17 protein-coding genes are annotated in these 22,628 nt (G+C 70.6%); 13 read left to right on the top strand and 4 right to left on the bottom strand.

Going from position 1 to position 22,628, the window contains the following annotated elements:
• Positions 1 to 165: 165 nt before the first annotated feature.
• Positions 166 to 591: a sugar nucleotide-binding protein gene (locus tag ACYVL2_RS14450; RefSeq protein WP_460544613.1), complete on the bottom strand. Its 426-nt coding sequence runs from the start codon at positions 589 to 591 to the stop codon at positions 166 to 168.
• Positions 592 to 1,180: 589 nt separating this feature from the next.
• Positions 1,181 to 2,986, bottom strand: a complete 1,806-nt coding sequence (locus ACYVL2_RS14445; protein WP_460544499.1) for an HNH endonuclease signature motif containing protein — start codon at positions 2,984 to 2,986, stop codon at positions 1,181 to 1,183.
• A 693-nt stretch (positions 2,987 to 3,679) separates the two neighbouring features.
• Between ACYVL2_RS14445 and urtA the strand changes: the two genes are divergently transcribed.
• From urtA to ACYVL2_RS14395, 10 genes are all read left to right on the top strand, one after another.
• Positions 3,680 to 4,954 (top strand): type 1 periplasmic-binding domain-containing protein, encoded by a 1,275-nt coding sequence (urtA, locus tag ACYVL2_RS14440; protein WP_460544497.1) that lies wholly within the window; start codon positions 3,680 to 3,682, stop codon positions 4,952 to 4,954.
• Between the two features lie 30 nt (positions 4,955 to 4,984).
• The gene (urtB, locus tag ACYVL2_RS14435; protein ID WP_460544494.1) at positions 4,985 to 5,869 is read left to right on the top strand and encodes an ABC transporter permease; all 885 of its coding nucleotides are present in this window, start codon (positions 4,985 to 4,987) and stop codon (positions 5,867 to 5,869) included.
• A complete protein-coding gene (urtC, locus tag ACYVL2_RS14430) occupies positions 5,866 to 6,948 on the top strand; it encodes an ABC transporter permease (RefSeq protein WP_460544492.1) in 1,083 nt (360 codons plus the stop codon). The genes urtB and urtC overlap by 4 nt, the downstream gene beginning before the upstream one ends.
• Positions 6,945 to 7,709, top strand: a complete 765-nt coding sequence (urtD, locus tag ACYVL2_RS14425) for an ABC transporter ATP-binding protein (protein WP_460544489.1) — start codon at positions 6,945 to 6,947, stop codon at positions 7,707 to 7,709. The genes urtC and urtD overlap by 4 nt, the downstream gene beginning before the upstream one ends.
• Positions 7,693 to 8,382, top strand: a complete 690-nt coding sequence (gene urtE, locus ACYVL2_RS14420) for an urea ABC transporter ATP-binding subunit UrtE (RefSeq protein WP_460544487.1) — start codon at positions 7,693 to 7,695, stop codon at positions 8,380 to 8,382. The genes urtD and urtE overlap by 17 nt, the downstream gene beginning before the upstream one ends.
• Positions 8,379 to 9,092: a GntR family transcriptional regulator gene (locus ACYVL2_RS14415; protein ID WP_460544485.1), complete on the top strand. Its 714-nt coding sequence runs from the start codon at positions 8,379 to 8,381 to the stop codon at positions 9,090 to 9,092. Before urtE ends, ACYVL2_RS14415 begins: the two co-directional genes overlap by 4 nt.
• A 23-nt stretch (positions 9,093 to 9,115) precedes the next feature.
• Positions 9,116 to 12,682, top strand: a complete 3,567-nt coding sequence (gene uca, locus ACYVL2_RS14410; protein WP_460544482.1) for an acetyl-CoA carboxylase biotin carboxylase subunit family protein — start codon at positions 9,116 to 9,118, stop codon at positions 12,680 to 12,682.
• 29 nt (positions 12,683 to 12,711) lie between these two features.
• A complete protein-coding gene (gene atzF, locus ACYVL2_RS14405; protein WP_460544480.1) occupies positions 12,712 to 14,379 on the top strand; it encodes an allophanate hydrolase in 1,668 nt (555 codons plus the stop codon).
• A gap of 81 nt (positions 14,380 to 14,460) precedes the next feature.
• Complete coding sequence (locus ACYVL2_RS14400; protein WP_460544478.1) at positions 14,461 to 15,303, top strand: YwqG family protein; 843 nt, start codon at positions 14,461 to 14,463, stop codon at positions 15,301 to 15,303.
• Between the two features lie 32 nt (positions 15,304 to 15,335).
• Entirely contained in the window at positions 15,336 to 16,088 is a 753-nt protein-coding gene (locus ACYVL2_RS14395; RefSeq protein ID WP_460544475.1) for a maleylpyruvate isomerase family mycothiol-dependent enzyme, read from the top strand.
• A gap of 50 nt (positions 16,089 to 16,138) precedes the next feature.
• Here the strand turns inward: ACYVL2_RS14395 and arfA are convergent, their stop codons facing one another.
• Together arfA and ACYVL2_RS14385 are read right to left on the bottom strand one after the other, a co-directional pair.
• Positions 16,139 to 17,653, bottom strand: a complete 1,515-nt coding sequence (gene arfA / locus ACYVL2_RS14390; protein ID WP_460544473.1) for an alpha-N-arabinofuranosidase — start codon at positions 17,651 to 17,653, stop codon at positions 16,139 to 16,141.
• Between the two features lie 90 nt (positions 17,654 to 17,743).
• The gene (locus ACYVL2_RS14385; protein ID WP_460544470.1) at positions 17,744 to 18,751 is read right to left on the bottom strand and encodes a LacI family DNA-binding transcriptional regulator; all 1,008 of its coding nucleotides are present in this window, start codon (positions 18,749 to 18,751) and stop codon (positions 17,744 to 17,746) included.
• 285 nt (positions 18,752 to 19,036) lie between these two features.
• Between ACYVL2_RS14385 and ACYVL2_RS14380 the strand changes: the two genes are divergently transcribed.
• The 3 genes from ACYVL2_RS14380 to ACYVL2_RS14370 are packed head-to-tail and all read left to right on the top strand — an operon-like array spanning position 19,037 to position 22,605.
• On the top strand, positions 19,037 to 19,399 hold the full coding sequence (locus tag ACYVL2_RS14380) for an L-rhamnose mutarotase (RefSeq protein WP_460544468.1): 363 nt from the start codon (positions 19,037 to 19,039) through the stop codon (positions 19,397 to 19,399).
• A complete protein-coding gene (gene rhaI / locus ACYVL2_RS14375) occupies positions 19,396 to 20,565 on the top strand; it encodes an L-rhamnose isomerase (protein WP_460544466.1) in 1,170 nt (389 codons plus the stop codon). Before ACYVL2_RS14380 ends, rhaI begins: the two co-directional genes overlap by 4 nt.
• Before the next feature lie 3 nt (positions 20,566 to 20,568).
• Complete coding sequence (locus ACYVL2_RS14370) at positions 20,569 to 22,605, top strand: bifunctional aldolase/short-chain dehydrogenase (RefSeq protein WP_460544464.1); 2,037 nt, start codon at positions 20,569 to 20,571, stop codon at positions 22,603 to 22,605.
• Positions 22,606 to 22,628 lie beyond the last annotated feature (23 nt).

Below are 22,628 nucleotides of genomic sequence, written 5' to 3'. Positions count from 1 at the left end.
TGGGCGGAGAACTCCCGCGCCCCCCGCAACCTCACCGACAAAAGCGATCGAGCCCTGCCCGAATCGAGGCGCACTGCCGCACTCGGAAGTCCCGACTCGGCCCTGCCGCCTCTCGGCAGGGCCCGAGTCTCGAGTCCGTCCCTTTGGGTCGGCAGGCATCCGAGCTCATATCGGGTGAGCGGGTCGGACCCGCCCGCGTGGAGCAGGCCGGAATAGTCCGACCCGCACAGTTCGAGCACCGCCTCGGCGAGATCGGCGACGTGGACGGGGCAGCGGACGTCGTCGTCGAAGAGCACACCGTCTGCCTCGCCGGATGCCAAGGTCGCGCACGAAGCGCTCGAACCACGAGTGGCGGCCGACGATCCAGGAGGTCCGCAACACCACCGCGTCGTCGGTCGCGGCGGCCACCCCGACCTCGGCCTTCGCCGCGCCATAGACGGTGGCAGGTGTCGGCGAGGCCGACTCGTCGTACCAGCCGGGGCCGCCGGAGAACACGGCGTCGGACGAGAGATGGACCAGTCGCGCACCGAGGCGCGAGCAGGCCGCGGCGATGTGTACCGGACCCACGGCGGTGGTGTCCCATATCTTCATGTCGGAGGTCGTGTTCACGACCGCGGTCGGCTCGAACTTTTACGACGATCCGCTCGACCGCATCAGGAGCGCGCACGTCGACCCGCACGAGGCCCGCGATCCCGGGCCGCGAGCTGGTCCCCCGCGACATCGTGTCTGAGAGCGAGGGCCCGCCGATAGACCTCGCCGCCCAGGTGGCCGCTGGCCCCGAAGACGAGCAATCGCATCAGTGAAGCCGTCCACACCTTTCTCAGTCTTGGGAATACGGCCCTTGTCCACCTTCTCAGCTTGGGGGAACGGCTTGTTGCAAGGGGCGGTAGAGCGCGATTCGTGCATGGCGGTGCGGCGGGCTGGCGCACCAGCGCTCGCCCGCCGCCCGAGGAGAAAATGGTCTCGGACTCGCCGGGTCCCGAGTGAGAGGGGCGATTCAGGTCGGTTGTCGTCTTCCGAGTGGTGCATGGCTGCGGTGGCATGGCAGCGATGACGAGGTAGGAGCTCGGTCGGGGTCATGGTTTCGGGCTGCGGGCTGCCGGATGGCGCGGGGTCTTTGGCGGCGACAAAGATGTGACTGGGTGTCTGGTGTGGGGTGTTCGTGGCTGGGCCGGGGTGCTCATTCGGTTGCCGGGCATGGGGGAGTGCCCGGACCCTTGGTGGGGTTCGGGCTGCGATGCTTATCGCTTCCCCCGCCGCAGGTCCTTTCCCGCGACGGGCGAGCTAAAAAGGGGATTGGTTCGTGTGCTGAGTCGCGTTCGCCTTTGATCCCCAGCGGCGGTGGCGGTGTGGTCGGGTTCGGTCGTGTCGGTGTGGGGTCGGGGAGGGTTCGGGAGGCGGTCTCAGGTCGTGCCGGTGGTGCTGCTGCCGGTGGGGTGCCGGGTGGTGGGGAGGGTTCGGGTTCGCGCTCCGTCATCCGAGGGCTCTTCGCCTGCTTGGGGGCTGATGCGGGCTGGCCGGTGTCGTTGCTGAACCGGGCTCGTGCTCTGCTGCGAGCGTCGCGTGCGGCTCTCAAGTCCTGGTCGAGGCTGATGTGCTCGGCCCAGCCGTCGAGCTCCTCGCGGAGGGCCGGGCCCCATTCGTCGGGGAACAGCCCGGTCGGGAACACGTTCGCCGCATCACCGGCGAACTCGGCGTCGAGGTCTTCGGCGGTGCGCCAGTCGGCGCATCCGCACCTGAGGTCGGTGTCGGCCCCCTCGTGCCCGTCGTGGTGGACGATCAACGCCTTGCCGGGTCCGGTTTTGGTGACCGTCCAGCCGGGGGTGTGGACGCGGCCGTGGTGGAACCGGCACAACAGGACCAGGTTCTCGGCGGTCGTCTCACCCCCATCGGCCCAGTGGCGGAGGTGATGTGCCTCAGTCCACGCCAGCGGCGCATCGCAGCCCTGCCAGGCGCACCCCCAGGGCTGTTCGAGTTCGAGCTTCCTGCGCAGCGCGACGGTGGGGAGGCGTTCGGCCCGACCCAACTCGACCGCTTCGCCGGTGGCGTAGTCGAACACCGCCGGGACGATGAGTCCGGCATCGCAGGCCAGCAACCGCGCCTTGGCGAGGCTGATCGGTTGGCCCTCCAAGAGCGGCACCCGCCCGGTGTCCCTGCCCTGCAGGGTCTCGATGTCGACGGTCAAGTGGAGCCTGGTGGTGTGCCCGTGGCGGGTGTGCGCTTTCGGGTCGGCCCCGTACACCGCCAGCACCTGGTGGAGGGCCTCGGCCCGCCGGTTCGCCGCTGGCGGCAGGAGGTCGTGCTGGTCGGTCTGGTCCTGACGCGGAGGCGGGACGGCCGTCTCCAGGGCCTTGGCGAGCATCTGACCGGTCTCCGATGAGAGGGTCGCTCGCAGGTCCCACATGCCGCCTCCGACCGGGACCAAGTCGAGGCGCTGCAGCGACTGCTCCGAGAGCCCATCGAGGAGCTCCTCGCCGGAGTCGAGGGCGGCTTGGAGTTCGTCGAGGAGGGCGTGGACGGCTTTGACGCTGGTGTGCGCGCAATACTGCCCGATCAACACCTCAGGCGACGCACACACCACGGCCGGGTTGAACGGGGAGGACACCGGCTGGCGGTAGGGGGTGGTGGCGTAGTCGCGCAGGGCCCGGGTTTGTTCGAGCCTGCGGGTAGCGGCGGCGACCGCGTCGATCCGGGCAGCACCGGAGACCGCGGTGTCGGTGAGCACCGTGAATTTCTTAGCGGTGCGGGCGATGGCGGCGATGTCTGAGGCGGTTTTGTCGGTGAAGTCGAACTTCGCGACCAGCCAAGCCCGCACCGCCGAGTACCCGTCGATCTCGCGGTGGATCCGCCAGGCTTGGGCCTCGATCACCTCGGCGAGCACCCGGGCGTGCACGGAGTTGATCAGGGCGGCGGCCTGGTCGAGACTGGTGTGGATGGCCTCGGACTTGACCGATCGTTCCTGACTCGATGCTCGCGTGCCTGCCATGTGCCACACCTCCTCGCGGTGTCCGGTGTTCGAACGTCCTACCGGTTTCCGGTGGCTTGTTCGCCCGATACCTCAATGATCCCAGGCCAGGAGCCGTTTGCCATCACTCTTGGGGTGCGGATACTTTCATGTTCCGGCCCCGGATCGCCTGGGGCCCAAGCGGAAAGCCGAGCGACACTCCGAACAGGCTCGGCATCAACCCCGGCCCAGGCCCGGCCACGACGACACAACCCCAAAGGCCCCTCTGCCTTGTCGTCGCCGCCAAAGGGCCAGGGCTACGCACCACCGGCCAGCCGGGAACCAAACCCCGAGCGCCCTCCCACCTCGTCATCGCCGCCTCGAAACCCGCGCACCACCCGACAGCCGGCCGGGAACCGAACCCCGTCCGGTCCGGCGTCCCCGGCTTGCGGCGACTGTCGTTCGACGATGGAGTCTCGGTCTGAGGCACGTCACCCACGCCCGCACACACCGATGCGAACGGTGACGGTGCGGGCTTTTTTACACCCGGGCAACGACAGTTCACGGGCCTGTACTTGACAGGTATTGGGGCGAAACATCCCGCGCCTAGCTTGGCCTGAAAGCGGATACGACGTTGTATACGCGCTCGTACACCGCCGCTGCCTGCGACGGTGCCGATGCAGGCCCCGCCGCCCCCAGCGGCCGGGACACTCCTCTGCGAAAGGTCAACACCGCATGCCACACCGCTCCACACACCGCACCGCGCGATCGGCCCGCGCACTGGCCGCCTCGGCGGCCCTCCTCGTCACCGCAGCGTCAGCCGCCTGCGGCGGCGCTCGCGCCGGCGACGAGACCGCAGCCGCCGAATCCTGCCTGGACACCTCCGGCGACACGGTCAAGGTCGGCGCCCTCAACTCGCTCTCGGGCACCATGGCCATCTCCGAGACGACCGTCCGCGACGCCATCTACCTCGCCGTCGAGGAGGTCAACGCCGCCGGAGGCGTCCTCGACAAGCAGATCGAGATCGTCGCCGAAGACGGCGCCTCCGAGCCGACCGTCTTCGCCGAGAAGGCCGAGAAGCTCATCCGCGAAGACTGCGTCGCCGCCGTCTTCGGCGGCTGGACCTCCGCCTCCCGCAAGGCCATGCTCCCGGTCTTCGAGGACAACGACGCCCTGCTCTACTACCCGGTCCAGTACGAGGGCCTGGAGGCCTCGGAGAACATCTTCTACACCGGGGCGACCACCAACCAGCAGATCATCCCCGCCCTCGACTACCTCGCCGAGACCGGCGTCGAATCGATGTACCTGGTCGGCAGCGACTACGTCTTCCCCCGCACCGCCAACGCCATCATCAACGCCTACGCCGAGGCCCACGGCATCGACATCCTCGGCGAGGACTACGTGCCCCTCGGTTCGACCGAGTTCTCCACCATCGTCCAGCAGGTCCACGCCGCCGAAGCCGACGCGGTCTTCAACACCCTCAACGGCGACTCCAACGTCGCGTTCTTCCGCGAGTACGCCAACGTCGGCCTCACGCCCGAGGACATGCCGGTCATGAGCGTCTCCATCGCCGAAGAGGAGGTCGGCGGCATCGGCATCGAGAACATCGAAGGCCAGCCGGCGGCCTGGAACTACTACCAGACGATCGACTCGCCCGCCAACGCCGCGTTCGTCGAGGCGTTCAAGACCGAGTACGGCGACGAACGCGTCACCTCCGACCCGATGGAGGCCGCCTACAACTCCGTCCACCTGTGGGCCGCCACGGTCGAGAAGGCCGGCTCGTTCGCCGTCGCCGACGTGCAGACGGCCGCCGGCGGCGTGTCCTTCGACGCCCCCGAGGGCACCGTCGTCATCGACGGCGACAACAACCACGTCTCCAAGACCGCGCGCATCGGCGTCATCGAGTCCGACGGACTGCTCTACACCGTCTGGGAATCCGACGGGCCCATCGAGCCCGACCCGTTCCTCGACGGCTACGAGTGGGCCGCCGACCTGAGCGTCGGCGAGTAACACCACCGCGACCGGGAAGGAGACCTCGCAATGGACCTCATCGTCGGACAGCTGTTCACCGGCCTGAGCACCGGCTCGATCCTGCTGCTGGCCGCCCTGGGCCTCTCGCTCACCTTCGGGCAGATGGGCGTCATCAACATGGCGCACGGCGAGTTCATCATGGCCGGCACCTACACCGCATACGTCACCCAGCAGATCATCGGCGACGCCGAGGTCTCCCTCCTGATCGCCCTCCCGCTCGGCTTCGCCGTCGGCGGCGCCATGGGCCTGGTGCTCGAGGCACTGCTCATCAGGCACCTCTACCACCGGCCCCTCGACACCCTGCTGGTGACCTTCGGCGTCGGCCTGATCCTCCAGCAGCTCGCCCGGGACGTCTTCGGCGCCCCGGCGGTCAACGTGACCGTCCCCGAGGCCCTGCGCGGCGGCGTCGAGATCCTCGGCACCACCGTCCCCAAGACGCGGCTGTTCATCATGGCGCTGGCCGTGGTCGCGGTCGCCACGGTCGCGCTGGTCCTGCGCTTCACCCCGGCCGGGCGGCGCATCCGCGCCGTGGTCGGCAACCGCGACCTGGCCGAGACCGCCGGGATCTCCTCCCGAGCGGTCGACGCCGGGACGTTCTTCATCGGCTCTGGCCTGGCCGGCGTCGCCGGGGTCGCGCTGACCCTCATCGGCTCGACCAGCCCCACCACCGGCCAGTCCTACCTCGTCGACGCCTTCCTGGTGGTCGTGGCCGGGGGACTGGGCCGCATCAAGGGCGCGGTGGTCGCCGCGGTCGCACTCGGTGCGCTCCAAGCGGTCTTCGAGACCTACTCGACCGCGTCCCTGGCCAAGGTCGGCGTCTTCGTCGTCATCGTCGTCTTCCTCCAGCTGCGGCCCCAAGGCCTGTTCACCCTGAGGACAAGGAGCCTGGCATGAGCACGTTCCTGCAATCGAGACTCGGCACCTGGTCGGGCTTCGCCGCCGCCGCGGCGGTGCTGTTCGGCCTCGCCCCGCTCGTGCTGTCCGGGTTCCGGCTCGGCCTGTTCGCCCAGTTCATCTGCTACGCGATCGTCGCGGTCGGCATCGGACTGGCCTGGGGCCGCGGCGGAATGCTCACCCTGGGGCAAGGGGTCTTCTTCGGCATGGGCGCCTACCTGATGGCCATGCACCTCAAAATGGCCGACGCCGAGTTCGCGAACGGACCCGGAGCGGTCCCGGACTTCATGGCGCTGGCCGGCATCCGCGAACTGCCCGCCTACTGGGTCCCCTTCGCCTCACCGGTGTTCACCATCGCCATGATCCTCCTGCTGCCGGCCGGCCTGGCCGTCGCGCTCGGACTGGCGGTGTTCATACGCCGCGTCAAGGGCGCCTACTTCGCGATCCTCTCCCAGGCCCTCGCCGGCGCCTTCGCGATCCTCCTGATCGGACAGCAGTCCCTCGGCGGGTTCAACGGGCTCAGCTACTTCCGGTACTTCTTCGGGTTCACCATCAACGACCCGGTCAACCAGCGGATGCTGTACTTCATCACCGCCGCGGTCCTCCTCGGGGTCGTCGCCGTCTCCCTGCAGCTGCGCCGGTCCCGCTACGGCGAACTGCTCGTGGCCGTCCGCGACGCCGAAGAGCGCGTCCGCTTCCTCGGATACGACGCCGCCACCGTCAAAGTCGTCGCCTACGCCGTCGCCGCCGTCTTCGCCGCGATCGCCGGGGCCCTGTTCGTGCCGGTGGTCGGCATCATCTCCCCGGCCAGCATCGGCATCGTCCCCTCGATCATGTTCATCCTCGGCGTCGCCATCGGCGGCCGCGCCGGCCTGGTCGGCCCGGTCGTCGGCGCGCTCGCCGTCGCCTGGGCCCAGACCGCCCTGTCCGAGCAGTTCCCCTCGGCGTGGACCTACGCCCAGGGCCTGCTGTTCGTCGTCGTCATCGCCCTCCTGCCGGGTGGCATCGCCTCGATCCCCGCCCTGGCCGGCCGCATCCGCTCAAAGAACACCGCCGCCACCGTGGAGGCCACCGCATGAACCGCACCGCACTCACCTGCAAGAACATCGAAGTCGACTTCGACGGGTTCAAAGCCGTCGACGGCGTCGACCTGGAACTGCGCCGAGGCGAGGTCCACTTCCTCATCGGCCCCAACGGCGCCGGCAAGACCACCCTCGTCGACGCCGTCACCGGTCTGGCCAAGTACACCGGATCGGTCCTCAAAGACGGCGAAGAGCTGCGCGGCAGGAAAGTCCACCAGATCGCCCGCAGCGGCGTCGGCCGCACCTTCCAGACCGCCGCGGTCTTCGAGAACCTCACCGTCGCGCAGAACCTCGACATCGCCGCCGGAGCCGCACGCGGCCCCTGGACGCTCCTGCGCCGCCGCAAGACCCTCCCCGAGACCGTCACCGACACCCTCGAACGCATCGGCCTGCAGCACCGCGCCGACGCCCTCGCCGGCACGCTCGCCCACGGCCAGAAGCAGTGGCTGGAGATCGGAATGCTCCTGGTCGGCGACGCCGACGTCCTCCTGCTCGACGAGCCGATCGCCGGCATGGGCCACGACGAACGCGAGACCACCGGGCGACTCCTCCACGACATCGCCGCCGAACGCGCCGTCGCCGTGGTCGAACACGACATGGACTTCATGCGCGCCACCGCCTCACGCGTCACCGTCCTCCACGCCGGAGCCGTCCTCGCCGCCGGAGGCGTCGACGAGGTCTCGGCCGACCCCCGCGTGCAAGAGGTCTACCTCGGCACCGGCGGAGCGAAGGAGCGCGTCGATGCTGCGGCTGCGTAACCTTACCTGCGGCTACGGCCGCACCACCGTCGTCCACGGCATCGCCCTCGAGGTCGGCGCCGACGAAGTCGTCTCGGTCATGGGCCACAACGGCGCCGGCAAGACCACGCTCCTGCGCGCGGTCGTCGGCCTCCTTCCCGCGGCCACCGGCACCGTCGAATTCGACGGCGCCGACCTCACCGGCCGGCCCGCCAACCGGCGAGTCAAAGCCGGCATGGCCTACGTGCCCCAAGGCCAGCAGTGCTTCGCCCACCTGACCTGCGCCGAGAACCTCCGCCTCGTCGCCGACGGCCGCGAACGCGGCAAGGCCCTCATCGACCAGCAGCTCGACCGCTTCCCGGCGCTGCGGCCCCTGCTGGGCCGCCAGGCCGGACTGCTCTCAGGCGGCCAGCGCCAGCAACTGGCCATCGCCCGCGCCCTCATCACCGAACCGCGCCTGCTCATCCTCGACGAACCGACCGAAGGCATCCAGCCCAACGTCGTCGCCGACATCGAGCGGGCCATCGTCGACCTCGCCGCCGGCGGCCCGTCCGTCCTCCTGGTCGAACAGCACCTCGGTTTCGCACTGCAGGCCGCCAAGCGCTACTACGTGCTCCGGTCGGGCCGGATCGCCTCCCAGGGCCCGGCAGGGGCCGGCGCCGACACCCGAGTCCGAGAGGCCCTGGCCATATGAGCGCGCCGTACTCCGACCTGCCCGACACCGACGAGCCGCTGGCCGCCCGCGTCTACGTCGCCCTGCGCGCCGATCTCATGGCCGGCGAATACGAGCCGGGCCGCCGCCTCGGCGAGGAACGCCTCGCCGGGAACTACGGCGTCTCCCGCACCCCGGTGCGCGAGGCCCTCAGCCGCTTGAGCGCCGACGGACTCGTCGCCCGGGAGACCGACGGCCTCTACCCGTACCGGCCGCGCATCGACCAGCTCAACGACCTGTACGAAGTCCGCCTCACCCTGGAGCTTCGGGGTCTGGCCCGCGCCGAGGCGGACCCCGCGGTCGAGCACGACCGCGACCTCCTCGGCCCCGAGCTGGACCGCTGGTACCGGCTCCGCCAGGCCCCGCCCCGGCCCGACGCCGGGTTCGTCGACGCCGACGAGCGCTACCACCTCACGCTCCTGGCCTCCTCGGGCAACCCGCAGCTGGCCCGCGCCCTCGAGGCGGTCAACAACCGCATCCGACCGGCCCGCATGTTCGACTACTTCACCGACGAACGGATGGCCACCACCATCGCCGAGCACATCGCCATCGCCGAGGGCGCGCTCGAGGGCCGCTACGAAGAGGCCACCAAGATCCTCACCGGCCACATCGAGACCTCCCGCTCGATCGTCGTCACCCGCGCCGAGGCCGCACTGACCTGGGCGTCGCTCGCCAACGCCGTCAGGCCCTGAACTCGCCGAGATTGGAAGCCGCCATGTTCGACCGCATCCTCATCGCCAACCGCGGCGAGATCTCCCGCCGCATCGGCCGCACCGCCCGCCGGCTCGGCGTCCGCACCGTCGCCGTCTACTCCGAGGCCGACGCCGCATCCCTCCACGTCAAGGACGCCGACGAAGCCGTCTGCATCGGACCGGCCGCCCCGGCCGAGTCCTACCTCAACATCGACGCGGTCCTGTCGGCCGCCAAGGACACCGGCGCCCAGGCCGTCCACCCCGGATACGGGTTCCTCGCCGAGAACGCCGAATTCGCCCGCCGCGTCGCCGAGGCCGGACTGGTGTTCATCGGCCCGGCGCCCGAGCATCTCGAAGCGTTCGGCGACAAGGTCACCGCCCGCCGGGCCGCCGCCCGCGCCGGAGTCCCCCTCGCCGCGGGCACGCAGGCCCTGCCCGACACCCAGGCGGCCCTGGCCGCTGCCGAGGCGATCGGCTACCCCGTCATCGCCAAGGCCTCTTCGGGCGGCGGCGGCATCGGCATGCGGCGCGCCGACGACCCCGCCCAGCTCGCCGAGGTCTTCGACTCGGTCAAGCGATCGGCCGCCGACAACTTCGGCGACGACGCGGTCTACCTCGAACGCTACGTCCGCCGCGCCCGCCACATCGAAGTCCAGGTCTTCGGCGACGGGAACGGACGCGTGGTCAGCCTCGCCGACCGGGACTGCACGCTCCAGCGCCGCCACCAGAAGGTCATCGAAGAGGCCCCCGCGCCGGGACTGCCCGAGGCGGTGCGGTCCGAGCTGCACGCCTCGGCCCGCGCCCTGGCCGCCGAGGCGGCCTACCGATCGGCCGGGACGGTCGAGTTCATCTACGACGCCGACCGCGGCGAAGCGTCCTTTTTGGAGTTCAACACCCGCCTCCAGGTCGAGCACCCCGTGACCGAGGCGATCCTCGGCATCGACCTGGTGGAGTGGATGATCCGCGCCGCCGCCGGCGACACGGCCTTCCTCGACGGCCTGCCCGACGAGGGCCCGCCGGTCTCGGGCTGCGCGGTCGAGGCCCGCGTCTACGCCGAGGACCCGGCCCGCGACCACCTGCCGAGCGCCGGCCTGCTGACGTGCGTCGACCTGCCGGAGGCGGCCCGCGTCGACACCTGGATCGAGCGGGGCGTCGACGTCCCGGCCGTCTACGACCCGATGCTCGCCAAGATCGTCACCGCCGGAGCCGACCGCGAGGCGGCCTGGGCCGCGCTCGCCGACGCGCTCGAGGTGGCCCGCATCGAAGGGGTCCACACCAACCTGGGCCAGCTCAAAGCCGCGGCGGTCGACCCCCGCGTGGCCCGAGTCGAGCACACCACGGCCACCGTCGCCGACATCATCGACGCCTCGCCGCGCATCGACGTGATCGCTCCCGGGGTCATGACGACCGTGCAGGACTGGCCCGGCCGCGTCGGGCACTGGCAGGTCGGCGTCCCGCCGTCGGGACCGATGGACGACTACTCGTTCCGCTTGGGCAACCGCGCCCTCGGCAACGACGAGGGCGTCCCGGGCCTCGAATGCACGATCGCGGGCCCCACCTTGCGGTTCGGCGTCGCCGCGACCGTGTGCGTCACCGGAGCGCCCGCGCCGGTCACCGTGGACGGCGAGGCGGTCGAGCAGTGGGTCCCGATCGCCGTGCCCGCCGGCGGGGAGCTGGCCGTCGGCGCGGTCGACGACGCGGGGGCCCGCACCTACGTGCTCTTCCAAGGCGGCCTCGACGTCCCGGTGTTCCTCGGCTCGGCCTCGACCTTCCCGCCCGGCCGCATCGGCGGCTACACCGGCGACCAGCTGCGGGTCGGCGACCGCCTCGTCCCCGGCGAGGGAGCCGGCCGGGCGGCGCCGGTCCCGGTCGAGGACCGTCCGGTCTTCGCCCACGAGTGGAAGCTCACCGTCACCCCCGGGCCGCAGCCCGCACCGCACTACTTCACCCGCGAGGACATGGAGCGGATCTACGAGGCGCGGTGGACCGTCCAGGTCCACGCCGGTCGCTCCGGCGTCCGGCTCGACGGGCCCCGGCCGAAGTGGGCCAGGGCCGACGGGGGAGAAGCCGGTCTCCACCCGTCGAATCTGCACGACAACCCCTACTCGGTCGGCACCGTCAACTTCACCGGCGACACCCCCGCGCTCCTGGGCCCCGACGGTCCGAGCCTGGGTGGTTTCGCCTGCCCGTTCACCGTCACCACCGCCGACCGGTGGAAGCTCGGGCAGCTGCGCCCCGGCGACACCGTCGCCTTCGTGCCGGTGGCCGAGGACGAGGCCGACCGGCTCCGCGCCTCGCCGGTGGCCGCCCCCGTGCCGCTGACCGGCGCGGCCGACGACGACGCGACATTGGGATATATCGACGCCGATGCTTCACGGCCGGCGGTCGCCTACCGCCGAGCCGGCGACGACGCGATCCTCATCGAATACGGACCCATGCACCTCGACCTGGGGCTGCGGATGCGCGTCGGCGCGCTCATGGACGCGCTCCAGGCCGCCGCCCCCGCCGGGATCATCGACACCACGCCCGGCGTGCGGTCCCTCCACCTGCACGTCGACCCCGACGTGATGCCGATCCGGACCCTGGCCGGCCTGCTGACCGAACTCGAAGCCGACCTGCCCGCGATCGACGACATGGTCGTGCCCTCCCGCGAAGTGCGCCTGCCGATCTCCTGGAACGACTCCGTGGTCGACGAGGCCATCGCCCGCTACGCCACCAACGTCCGCGACGACGCCCTCTACAACCCGTCCAACATCGAGTTCATCCGCCGCATCAACGGCCTCGACTCCGTCGCCGACGTCGCCAGGATCGCCACCGAGGCCCAATGGCTCGTCCTCGGCCTCGGCGACGTCTACCTCGGCGCCCCCGCGGCCGTCCCCGTCGACCCGCGCCACCGCCTGGTCACCACCAAGTACAACCCCGCCCGCACCTGGACCGCCGAAGGCACCGTCGGCATCGGCGGGTCCTACATGTGCGTCTACGGCATGGACTCGCCCGGCGGCTACCAACTGGTCGGCCGCACCGCCCCCATCTGGGCCGGCCCGCGCGACCTCGCCTCGTTCCAAGACGGACTGCCCTGGCTCCTGCGGTTCTTCGACCGCGTCCTCTTCGAACCCGTCACCGAGGACGAACTCGCCCAGATCCGCCGCGAACTGGCCGCCGGCAGGCGCCAGATCGACATCCGCGACGGATCGTTCGCCTACGCCGACTACCGGCGACTGCTGGCCGACAACGCCGACTCGATCGCCGCCTTCACCGCCCGCCAGGCCGAGGCGTTCGAAGCCGAACGGCAGCGCTGGGCCGACGCCGGCGAATTCGACCGCGACCTGGCCGAACCCGCGCCCGCGGCCGCCGCCGTTCCCCTGACCGAAGGCCAGACCCTCCTCGAAGCCCCGATGGCCGCCAGCGTCTGGCGCGTCGGCGCCGCCGAAGGCGACCGCGTCACCGCCGGCGAGACCGTCGTCGTGCTCGAGGCGATGAAACTCGAGATGCCCGTCGCCGCCCCGGTCTCGGGCACCGTCACCCGCGTCCTGGCCCGCCCCGGCGACCAGGCCGCTCCGGGCACGCCGCTGCTGGTCATCACCGAATAGCCTTGGAACCGCACGAGACAGGGGAGTACGTGAACGCCACCGAACGAGTCCGGGCGGCCTTCGACCGCATCGCCCGGGTCGACCGGCCCGAAGCCTGGATCACCTTGCGCGACCAGACCGACGCCCTCGCCGAAGCCGCACGCGTCGACGCCGCCGCCCGGGCCGGCGAGCACCTGCCACTGGCAGGGAAGGTCTACGCCGCCAAGGACAACATCGACGTCGCCGGAATGCCGACCACCGCCGCGTGCCCGTCGTTCGCCTACCAGCCCGAACACGACGCCACCGCCGTCGCCCGCCTCCGCGCCGCCGGCGCGGTCTGCCTCGGCAAGACCAACCTCGACCAGTTCGCCACCGGCCTGGTCGGCACCCGCAGCCCCTACGGGGCCGTGCGCGGCACGGCCGACCCCGAACTGATCTCCGGCGGCTCCTCCTCCGGCTCGGCCGTCACCGTCGCGCTCGGCGTCTGCGACTTCGCGCTCGGCACCGACACCGCCGGATCCGGGCGGGTCCCCGCCGCGCTCAACGGCATCGTCGGCGTCAAAGCCAGCCTCGGCCTCGTCCCCGTCGACGGCGTCGTCCCCGCCTGCCACTCCTACGACTGCGTGACCGCCTTCGCCCCCGACCTGGCCACCGCGGTCGCGGCGATGCGGGCCATGACCGGCCCCACCGACGCCGACCCGCTCTCCAGGGACTGGCCCGGCGACACCCCGCTCGCCGCCGGCCCGACCCCGCGCGTGGCCATCCCGCGCGAAGCCGACCTCGCACCGGTCGACGCCGACTTCCGCCCACTCTTCGCCGACGCCGTGGCCGGGCTCGAAGCCGCAGGCGTCGAATGCGTCCCGATCGACGTGCGCCCCTTCCTGGAAGCGGCCCTCCTGCTCTACGACGGCGCACTCATCGCCGAACGGTTCGCCGCCTTCGGCGAGCACATCGACGCCCGGCCCGACGAAGTCGACCCGACCGTGGCCGAAATCGTCAGAGGCGCCGCAAAATTCACCGGCGCCGACCTCGCCGCCGACCAACAGCGGCTCCGCGGCGCCCGCACCGCCACCCGAGCACTCCTGGCCGACTTCGACGCCCTCCTGCTGCCCACCGCCCCCACCCACCCCACGATCACCGAAGTACAAGACGACCCCATCGCGGTCAACGCCAAACTCGGCACCTACACCAACTTCGTCAACCTCCTCGACATGGCCGCCGTAGCCGTCCCCGCCGGAGGCGCCGGCGCCAAAGGCTTCGGCGTCAGCCTCATCGTCCCGGCCTTCGACGACCAGATCGCCGTCGACCTCGCCGCCCGACTCACCGGCGAAGCGGCGCCCCTGCTCGCCCCCGCCGGCACCGAACTGGTCCTCTTCGGCGCCCACATGACCGGCATGCCCCTCAACGGACAGCTCACCGACCTCGGCGCCCGATACGCCGGCCAGGTGACCACCGCACCCCGACACCGGATGTACGAACTCGACACCGACCCGCCCAAGCCGCTCGTCGTCCGCACCGGCGAAGGCGCGAGCCTGCCCGGCGAACGCTGGCTGCTCAGCCCCGCCGCCCTCGGGCGGTTCCTCGCCGACCTGCCCGCCCCGATGACACTCGGCAAAGTCGAACTGTCCGACGGCACCTGGGCCACCGGCTTCATCGCCAACCAGCCCTCCGGCACCGACATCACCACCGCAGGAGGCTGGCGCGAGCACCTGAGCTGACGCCACCGGCCGAAGCGACCGGTTCGGACGACCGGCCACGCACGCCACACTGATGTCGCACACATGCGCTACGGTGCCCTGATGACGGATACTCAGGAGCTCGCCGCGCTGGCCGACCAGCATCTGCCGCCTGAGATCGCCGAGCGGTGGAAGACGCTGCTGCGGCCGGCGATCCAGTTCGGTCGAGCCGCCGATAACGACCTCGTCGCGGCACAGCTCGGCGGCGAACCGGAGCTGCCGCCCGCCGAGCCGTGGCCCGAATGGGAGCGGCACGGCCCGCTGAGCTTCATCGGCTCCTTCGACTGCACCCGACTGAGCATCGACCGATTCCCGCTGCCGGCGGACGGAACACTGCTGTTCTTCTACTTCGACGGCCAGGTCGACGACGGCGCAGCGGTCGTCGGCGCCTTCGAACCGGGCACGCAAGCGGGAGCCCGAGTCCTGTACGTCCCCGCCGGAACCGCAGTCGAGCCCCGCACCGCACCCGAGCCGATCAAGCCGTACCCACTGCAGCAGCTGCGCGCCGAGCCGATCGTGACCGCCCCCGAACCCCAGAGCCCGCGCATCCAGGCCGTCTTCGGCGCCGAACGCGGACCCGGCCACCCGGTCGACGAGGAGACCTTCATCGACGCCGTCTACGAAGAGGTCTCGGTCAGCATCTGCCACCAGGTCGGCGGCCACCCGCTGTCGATCCAGGGCCCGGTCGAATACGAAGCGGCCGAGGCGGCCGCCGAAGTACCCGACGCCGACGGCGACCCCGCATACGCCGACCCCGACCGCTGGCTCCTGCTCGCCCAGATCGACACCGACGACGGATCCGCCATGACCTGGGGCGACGCCGGCATGCTCTACTGGCTCATCCAGGCGCCCGACCTCGCCGCGCAGCGATTCGACCGCACCGTGTGCACCATGCAGTGCGCCTGAACCGATCCGGCCCGTGTGGAAGGATCGCTGGCATGGACACCACCGCTCACCGGTCCCACCTCATCGACGAGGCCTCCCGGTTCAAGACCGCCGTCGCCGCGGCCGGACCCGCCGTCCAGGTCCCCACCTGCCCCGAGTGGACCGCGGCCGACCTGCTCGACCACGTCACCGCCGTCTACGACCACAAGATCCAATGCATCCGGCTCCTGCGCGAACCCGACGACACCGAACGGCTCCACCGCAAAGGCAGCCCCACCGAACGGTTCGAGGCCGCCCTCGCCGAACTGCTCACCGAGATCGACGAACGCGGCCCCGACAGCCTCGCCCACACCTGGTACGGCCCCGACCAGACCGTCGGCTTCTGGATCCGCCGCATGGCCTGCGAGACCGTCGTCCACCGCGCCGACGCCGAACTCGCCGCCGGCGGCCCCATCGGACCGGTCGACCCCGGACTGGCCATCGACGCGATCGACGAGATGCTGGCGATCATGCTCGACTGGGGCAGCCGCGCCCACCGCCAGTGGGTCGCCGAGCCGCTCAGCCACCACGACGGCCTGACCGTCGGCATCGACGCCGGAGCGCGCTCCTGGACCGTCCGCGTCGGCGCCGGCCGCATCGCGACGACTGACGACCGGGCCCCCGAAGCGCCGACGACCGTCTCCGGCACCCCCGGCGACATCCTCATGTGGCTGTGGCGGCGCCGCCCGGCCGACGCGGTCACCGTCGACGGCGACCGATCCGACGCCGCCGCCCTCTACGACCTCATCGGGCACTTCGCCCAATGAACGAAACCGGGGCCGGACGCGTCGCGTCCGGCCCCGAAGCTCGCAGCGCGCTAACCGGGCAGGATCCGGATCGTGTTCCAGCTCATCGCCGGCAACTCCACGGTGATCCTCCCGTCGGCGACGGCCACCGTCCCGTTCGCCGAGGGCGTCACCCGCTCCTGATCCTCCAGCGTGTTCTTCGCATCCGGGTCCGCGTCGGTCAGCGTCGAGCACGTCACCTCTCCCACACCCGGCAGCGCCCCGGCGTCGACCTCGAGCGTCATCGGCGCCTCCAGATCGCGGTTGACCGCGAACACCGTCACCGAACCGTCCTCTGCGGCCACGGCCACCGAATGCAGCGCCGAGACCGAGCCGTACTTGTCGGTCGCGAACTGCGGGGACTCGGCGTCGACGTGCAGCACCCGACCGCGCCCGAACCTGCTGGCCTCGGCGAACGGGTAGAACGTCGTCTGCCGCCAGGCCGGACCGCCCGGCTCGGTCATGATCGGCCCGATCACGTTGACCAACTGCGCCAGGCACGCGGCCGTCACCCGGTCGCTGCGGCGCAGCAGCGTGATCAGCAGCGACCCGAACACCACCGCGTCCATCGCCGAGTACCGGTCCTCGAGCTGGCGCGGCGCCTCCGACCACAGCTCGTACTGCGCGTTGTGCTCCCACTCGTTCTGGTACCACACGTTCCACTCGTCGAACGAGATGTCGATCTTCTTGTCGCTCTTGAGCTTCGCGCCCACCGCGTCGGCGGTGGCGATGACGCCGTCGATGAACAGCTCCATGTCCTGGGCGCTGGCCATGAAGCTGACGACGTCGCCGTCGCCGGGGTGGTAGTAGGCGTGGGCGGAGATGTAGTCGACCGACTCGTAGGCATTGGTGAGCACCTCTTCCTCCCAGGCGCCGAAGGTCGGCATCGCGCGGGACGAGGAGCCGCAGGCGACCAGGTCGAGTCCGCCGTCGTACATGCGCATGGCGCGGGCGGTCTGGTCGGCGATGCGGCCGTATTCGCCGGCGGTCATCTGGCCGATCTGCCAGGGTCCGTCCATCTCGTTGCCCAGGCACCACAGCTTGATGCCGTAGGGCTCCTCGTCGCCGTGGGAGCGGCGCAGGTCCGACCAGTACGTGCCGCCGGGGTGGTTGGCGTACTCGAGCAGGTCCAGGGCCTCCTGGAGGCCGCGGGTGCCGAGGTTGACGGCCATGTTCGGCTCGACGCCGACGGTGCGGCAGAACTTCATGAACTCGCTCAGCCCGAACTGGTTGGTCTCGGTGACGCGCCAGGCCAGGTCGAGGCGGCGGGGGCGCTCGGACTTCGGGCCGACCCCGTCCTCCCAGCGGTAGCCGGAGACGAAGTTGCCGCCCGGGTAGCGGATCATCGTCACGCCCAGCTCGGACACCAGGTCGAGCACGTCGCCGCGGAGCCCGTCGGCGTTCGCCGTCGGGTGACCGGGCTCGTAGATCCCGGTGTAGACGCACCGGCCCAGGTGCTCGACGAAGGAGCCGAAGAGCCGGTCGGGGACGGTTGCGACGGTGAATCGGGGGTCGAATGCGATGCGTGCGCTGTGCTGTTGCGCCATGTCTGCCTCCCAGGAGGTTCCGGACCGATGCGCGTGCGAAGCCGCCACCGGGCCGCCAAGCACTTTATCGGTAAATATACCGGCGACATACTACATCTCGGCGTCCGTCGACGCACGCGCCACCAGTTCGGGCTGGAAGACCACGTTGCGGTGCGTGTGGCCCGGCCCCTCGGAGATCTCGTCGAACAGCAGCTGGGCGGCCGTGCGCCCCAGCTGGGCGCGCGGCTGGCGGATCGAGGTCAGCGGCACGGCCGCGGCGGCGGCGAAGTCGATGTCGTCGTAGCCGACGATGGCGCACTCCTCGGGGACCTTAACCCCGTGCATCGTGAGCCCCTGCAGCGCGCCGAGCGCGACCAGGTCGTTGGCGCAGAAGACCGCAGTGGGCGGGCGGGGTCCGGCGAGCATCTGCTCGACCGCCTCGCGGCCGCCGTCCACGTTCAAGCTCGACGAGGTGAACGTCTTCAGGGCGACCCCCGCCTCGTCGCAGACCTCGCGGCATCCGGCGAGACGGTCGCCGACCTGCGGGATCGAGGTCGGACCGCCGACGAAGGCGATCGAAGTATGTCCCTTGTCGACCAGGTGCCGCGCCGCCAGACGGCCGCCGTGCACGTCGTCGACCGCGACCGAGCAATGGGGGTGCAGACCGGCGCCGCGGTCGACCAGGACCACCGGGATGTCGTGCTTGGTCAACCGCTCCAGTCGCTCGGGGGAGGAGTTGTCCACCGGGGTGATGAGCAGGCCGAGCACGCGCTGCTCCTCGAGGATCTCGAGCTGGCGCTGCTCCCTGGCCACGTCCTCGCCGGAGTCGCAGACGGTGACCACGCCGCCTGCCGAGTCGATGAGGGGTTCGGCGCCGCGCACGACGTCGGTGAAGAACGGGTTGGCCACGTCCAGCACCACGATGGCGACGTTCCGGCTGCGTCCGGCCCGCAGCTGCCTCGCCGAGTCGTTGCGAACGTAGCCGAGTTTGGCGATCGCGGCCTGCACCCGCCGTCTGGTGTTCTCGGCGACGGCTTCGGGCCGGTTGAGCACATTGGAGACCGTTCCGACGGAGACGCCGGCGGCGCGCGCGACGTCTTTCATGCTGCTAGTGGTCATCGTCACCTCATCGAGTCTATCCAGAGGCTCCTGGGTTGCCGGACCGGTCGGGGCGACGCTCATGAGCCGTGGCCGCGTCCCCGCGCCGGAGCGGAGCCGGGGGGTTTGAAACGACTCAACCCGCCGCGGAGAGCAGTGGCAGCATATCGCGAGCAAGTCACTGAAAAGTCACGGGACGGTTCTTGACAGGGCTGGCCAGTGCGTTCTATGTTAACCAGACCCCACGTGAAACGATTCAAAATCACCGGTGTAATAATCGTGACCACGACCTCAGGGAGGTACCCCGTGACACAGCGAGTGTGTTTCACACTTCGAGTGCGCCGTGACCGCCTCGACGAATACCGCGAGCGTCACGCCGCGGTGTGGCCCGAGTTCCTCCATGCCCTGGAGGAGACCGGCTGGCGCAACTACTCGCTCTTCTTGTCCGACGACGGACTCCTCGTCGGCTATCTCGAGACCGAGGACTTCGACGCCGCACGGGCCGCCATGGCCGAGCGCGACGTCAACGACCGCTGGCAGTCCGAGATGGCCCCCTTCTTCGAAGGGACCGGAGGAGCCGCGGCCGACGAGTCGTTCGAAGTGCTTCCGGAGGTATTCAACCTCGAGGACCAATTGGCGGCGGCGAGCGGTGAAGGAGCCGGTAGATGAGTGATCGTGTCGGGTATGCGAGGTCGGTGCTGGCCGGTCAGAGTGTGGAGACGCCGTCGTGGGCGTTCGGCAACTCGGGGACGCGGTTCAAGGTGTTCGCCCAGGAGGGCGTGCCGCGCGACCCCTACGAGAAGATCGCCGACGCCGCACAGGTGCACCGGTTCACCGGCGCGGCCGGTTCGGTGGCGCTGCACATCCCGTGGGACAAGGTCGAGGACTACGCCGACCTGGCCGCCTTCGCCGCCGATCAGGGCGTGCGGATCGGGACGATCAACTCCAACACCTTCCAGGACGACGACTACATGGTCGGCAGTGTCTGCCATCCCGATCCCGGCATCAGACGCAAGGCGACCGATCACCTGCTCGAATGCATCGAGATCATGGACGCGGTCGGCTCGAAGGACCTGAAGCTCTGGTTCGCCGACGGCACGAACTACCCGGGCCAGGACTCGATCGCGGCCCGGCAGGACCGCCTGGCCGAGGTCCTGTCCGAGGTGTACGCCCGCCTCGGCGACGACCAGCGGATGCTCCTGGAGTACAAGCTGTTCGAGCCGGCGTTCTACCACACCGACGTGCCCGACTGGGGTACCGCGTTCGCCCACTGCGAGGCGCTGGGCGACAAGGCCCAGGTCGTCATCGACACCGGCCACCACGCCCCCGGCACCAACATCGAGTTCATCGTGGCGGTGCTGCTGCGCTCGGGCAAACTCGGCGGCTTCGACTTCAACTCCCGGTTCTACGCCGACGACGACCTCATGGTCGGCTCGGCCGACCCGTTCCAGCTGTTCCGGATCATGCACGAACTCGCGCTGCGCGAGGCGATCGGTGCGGACTCGGGGATCGCCTACATGCTCGACCAGTGCCACAACATCGAGCCGAAGATCCCGGCGGTGATCCGTTCGGTGATGAACGTGCAGGAGGCCACGGCGAAGGCGCTGCTGGTCGACCGCGACGCACTCGAATCGGCCCAGGCCTCCGGCGACGTGCTGGGCGCGAACGCGGTCTTGATGGACGCGTTCAACACCGACGTGCGGCCGCTGCTGGCCGAGCTGCGGGCCGGGCAGGGCCTGGAGGCCGACCCGATCGCCGCCTACGCCGCCAGCGGCTACGCCGAGAAGATCAAGAACGAGCGCATCGGCGGCGCTCAGGCGGGATGGGGTGCTTAAGGAATGGGAGACGACGTGATGCAGGACCTCATCGCGCGGTCCAACCGCCTCGGCGCCGACAAGCGCAACACCAACTTCGCCGGCGGCAACACCTCCGCCAAGGGCGGTGAAGTCGACCCGGTCACCGGCGAGGACGTCGAACTGCTGTGGGTCAAGGGCTCCGGCGGCGACCTCGGCACCCTCACACCCGAAGGCCTGGCCGTCCTGCGGCTCGACCGCCTGCGCGCCATGGTCGACACCTACCCCGGCCTCGAACGTGAAGACGAGATGGTCTCCCGCTTCGACTACTGCCTCCACGGACGCGGGGGAGCGGCGCCGTCGATCGACACGGCCATGCACGGCCTGGTCGACGCGCCCCACGTCGACCATCTCCACCCCGACTCCGGCATCGCCTTCGCCACCGCCGTCGACGGGCCTGCGCTGACCAAGGAGTGCTTCGGCGACCGCGTGGTCTGGGTGGACTGGCGCCGCCCCGGCTTCCAACTGGGCCTCGACATCGCGCAGATCAAGCGTGAGAACCCGCAGGCCATCGGCTGCATCCTCGGCGGCCACGGCATCACCGCCTGGGGCGCCACCTCCGAGGAGTGCGAAGCGGCCTCCCTGGAGATCATCCGCGGCTGCGAGGCGTTCATCGCCGAGCGCGGCAGGTCCGACCCCTTCGGCCGGACCGTCCCCGGGCGCTCTCCGCTGGACGACGCCGCTCGCGTCGAGCGCGCCGCCGCCCTGGCCCCGGTCATTCGCGGTCTGGTCTCCACCGACCGCCGCCAGGTCGGGCACTTCTGCGACGACGACGCGGTCCTCGAATTCCTCTCACGCGAGAAGATGCCGGCATTGGCGGCGCTGGGAACCTCATGCCCGGACCACTTCCTGCGCACCAAGGTCAGGCCCCTGGTCCTCGAGACCGCGGCCGACGCGCCGCTCGAGGAGGTCATCGAGCACCTCAAGGAACGCCACGCGGCCTACCGCGAGGACTACCGGGCCTACTACGAGCGCTACGCCGAACCCGACAGCCCTCCGATGCGCGGCGCCGACCCGGCGATCGTCCTGGTGCCGGGCGTCGGCATGTTCTCCTTCGGAGCCGACAAGAAGACCGCCCGCGTGGCCGGCGAGTTCTACGTCAACGCCGTCAACGTCATGCGCGGCGCCGAAGCGATCTCGACCTACCGGCCGATCGACGAGTCCGAGAAGTTCCGCATCGAGTACTGGGCCCTCGAAGAGGCCAAGCTCAAGCGACTTCCCGCGCCCAAGCCGCTGGCCGGCCGGATCGCGTTGGTGACCGGCGCGGCCGGCGGCATCGGCAAGGCCACCGCCCGGCGCCTGGCCGCCGAAGGCGCCTGCGTCGTCGTCGCCGACCTCGACCAGGAGAAGGCCGCCGCGGCCGCCGCCGAGATCGGGGGCGCCGACGTCGCCGTCGGCGTCGCCGCCGACGTCACCGACGAAGCGGCGATCACCGGGGCGATCGCCCGCTCGGCCCTGGCCTTCGGCGGCATCGACCTGGTGGTCAACAACGCCGGGCTGTCGCAGTCCAAGCCGCTGGTCGAGACCACCGCCGCCGACTGGGACCTCCAGCACGACGTCATGGCCAAGGGCTCCTTCCTGGTCTCCCGCGAGACCGCGAAGCTCATGATGGCCCAGGGCCTGGGCGGCGACATCGTCTACATCGTCTCCAAGAACGCCGTCTTCGCCGGCCCCAAGAACATCGCCTACTCGGCCACCAAGGCCGACCAGGCCCACCAGGTGCGCCTGCTCGCCGCCGAACTGGGCGAGCACGGCATCCGAGTCAACGGCGTCAACCCCGACGGGGTCGTGCGCGGCTCGGGCATCTTCGCCGGAGGCTGGGGCGCGCAGCGCGCGGCCGTCTACGGCGTCAAGGAGGAGGAACTCGGCCAGTACTACGCCGGACGGACCCTGCTGAAGAAAGAGGTGCTGCCGGAATCGGTCGCCGACGCCGTCTACGCCCTGGTCGGACCCGACCTCGGACTGACCACCGGCGTCCACATCCCCGTGGACTCCGGCAACCCGCAGGGATTCCTCCGATGACCCGCACCCGTCGCCCCACCCGC

The sequence above is a fragment of the Glycomyces halotolerans genome, from assembly GCF_054779575.1.
This window is presented reverse-complemented; position numbering and strand designations above follow the sequence as displayed.

Coding starts and splice junctions, on each gene's coding strand:
- urtB (WP_460544494.1), top strand. CDS start 4,985: ATGGACCTCATCGTCGGACAGCTGTTCACCGGCCTGAGCACCGGCTCG.
- urtE (WP_460544487.1), top strand. CDS start 7,693: ATGCTGCGGCTGCGTAACCTTACCTGCGGCTACGGCCGCACCACCGTC.
- ACYVL2_RS14415 (WP_460544485.1), top strand. CDS start 8,379: ATGAGCGCGCCGTACTCCGACCTGCCCGACACCGACGAGCCGCTGGCC.
- urtA (WP_460544497.1), top strand. CDS start 3,680: ATGCCACACCGCTCCACACACCGCACCGCGCGATCGGCCCGCGCACTG.
- ACYVL2_RS14395 (WP_460544475.1), top strand. CDS start 15,336: ATGGACACCACCGCTCACCGGTCCCACCTCATCGACGAGGCCTCCCGG.
- arfA (WP_460544473.1), bottom strand. CDS start 17,653: ATGGCGCAACAGCACAGCGCACGCATCGCATTCGACCCCCGATTCACC.
- urtD (WP_460544489.1), top strand. CDS start 6,945: ATGAACCGCACCGCACTCACCTGCAAGAACATCGAAGTCGACTTCGAC.
- uca (WP_460544482.1), top strand. CDS start 9,116: ATGTTCGACCGCATCCTCATCGCCAACCGCGGCGAGATCTCCCGCCGC.
- rhaI (WP_460544466.1), top strand. CDS start 19,396: ATGAGTGATCGTGTCGGGTATGCGAGGTCGGTGCTGGCCGGTCAGAGT.
- urtC (WP_460544492.1), top strand. CDS start 5,866: ATGAGCACGTTCCTGCAATCGAGACTCGGCACCTGGTCGGGCTTCGCC.
- ACYVL2_RS14450 (WP_460544613.1), bottom strand. CDS start 591: ATGAAGATATGGGACACCACCGCCGTGGGTCCGGTACACATCGCCGCG.
- ACYVL2_RS14385 (WP_460544470.1), bottom strand. CDS start 18,751: ATGACCACTAGCAGCATGAAAGACGTCGCGCGCGCCGCCGGCGTCTCC.
- ACYVL2_RS14400 (WP_460544478.1), top strand. CDS start 14,461: ATGACGGATACTCAGGAGCTCGCCGCGCTGGCCGACCAGCATCTGCCG.
- ACYVL2_RS14370 (WP_460544464.1), top strand. CDS start 20,569: ATGGGAGACGACGTGATGCAGGACCTCATCGCGCGGTCCAACCGCCTC.
- ACYVL2_RS14445 (WP_460544499.1), bottom strand. CDS start 2,986: ATGGCAGGCACGCGAGCATCGAGTCAGGAACGATCGGTCAAGTCCGAG.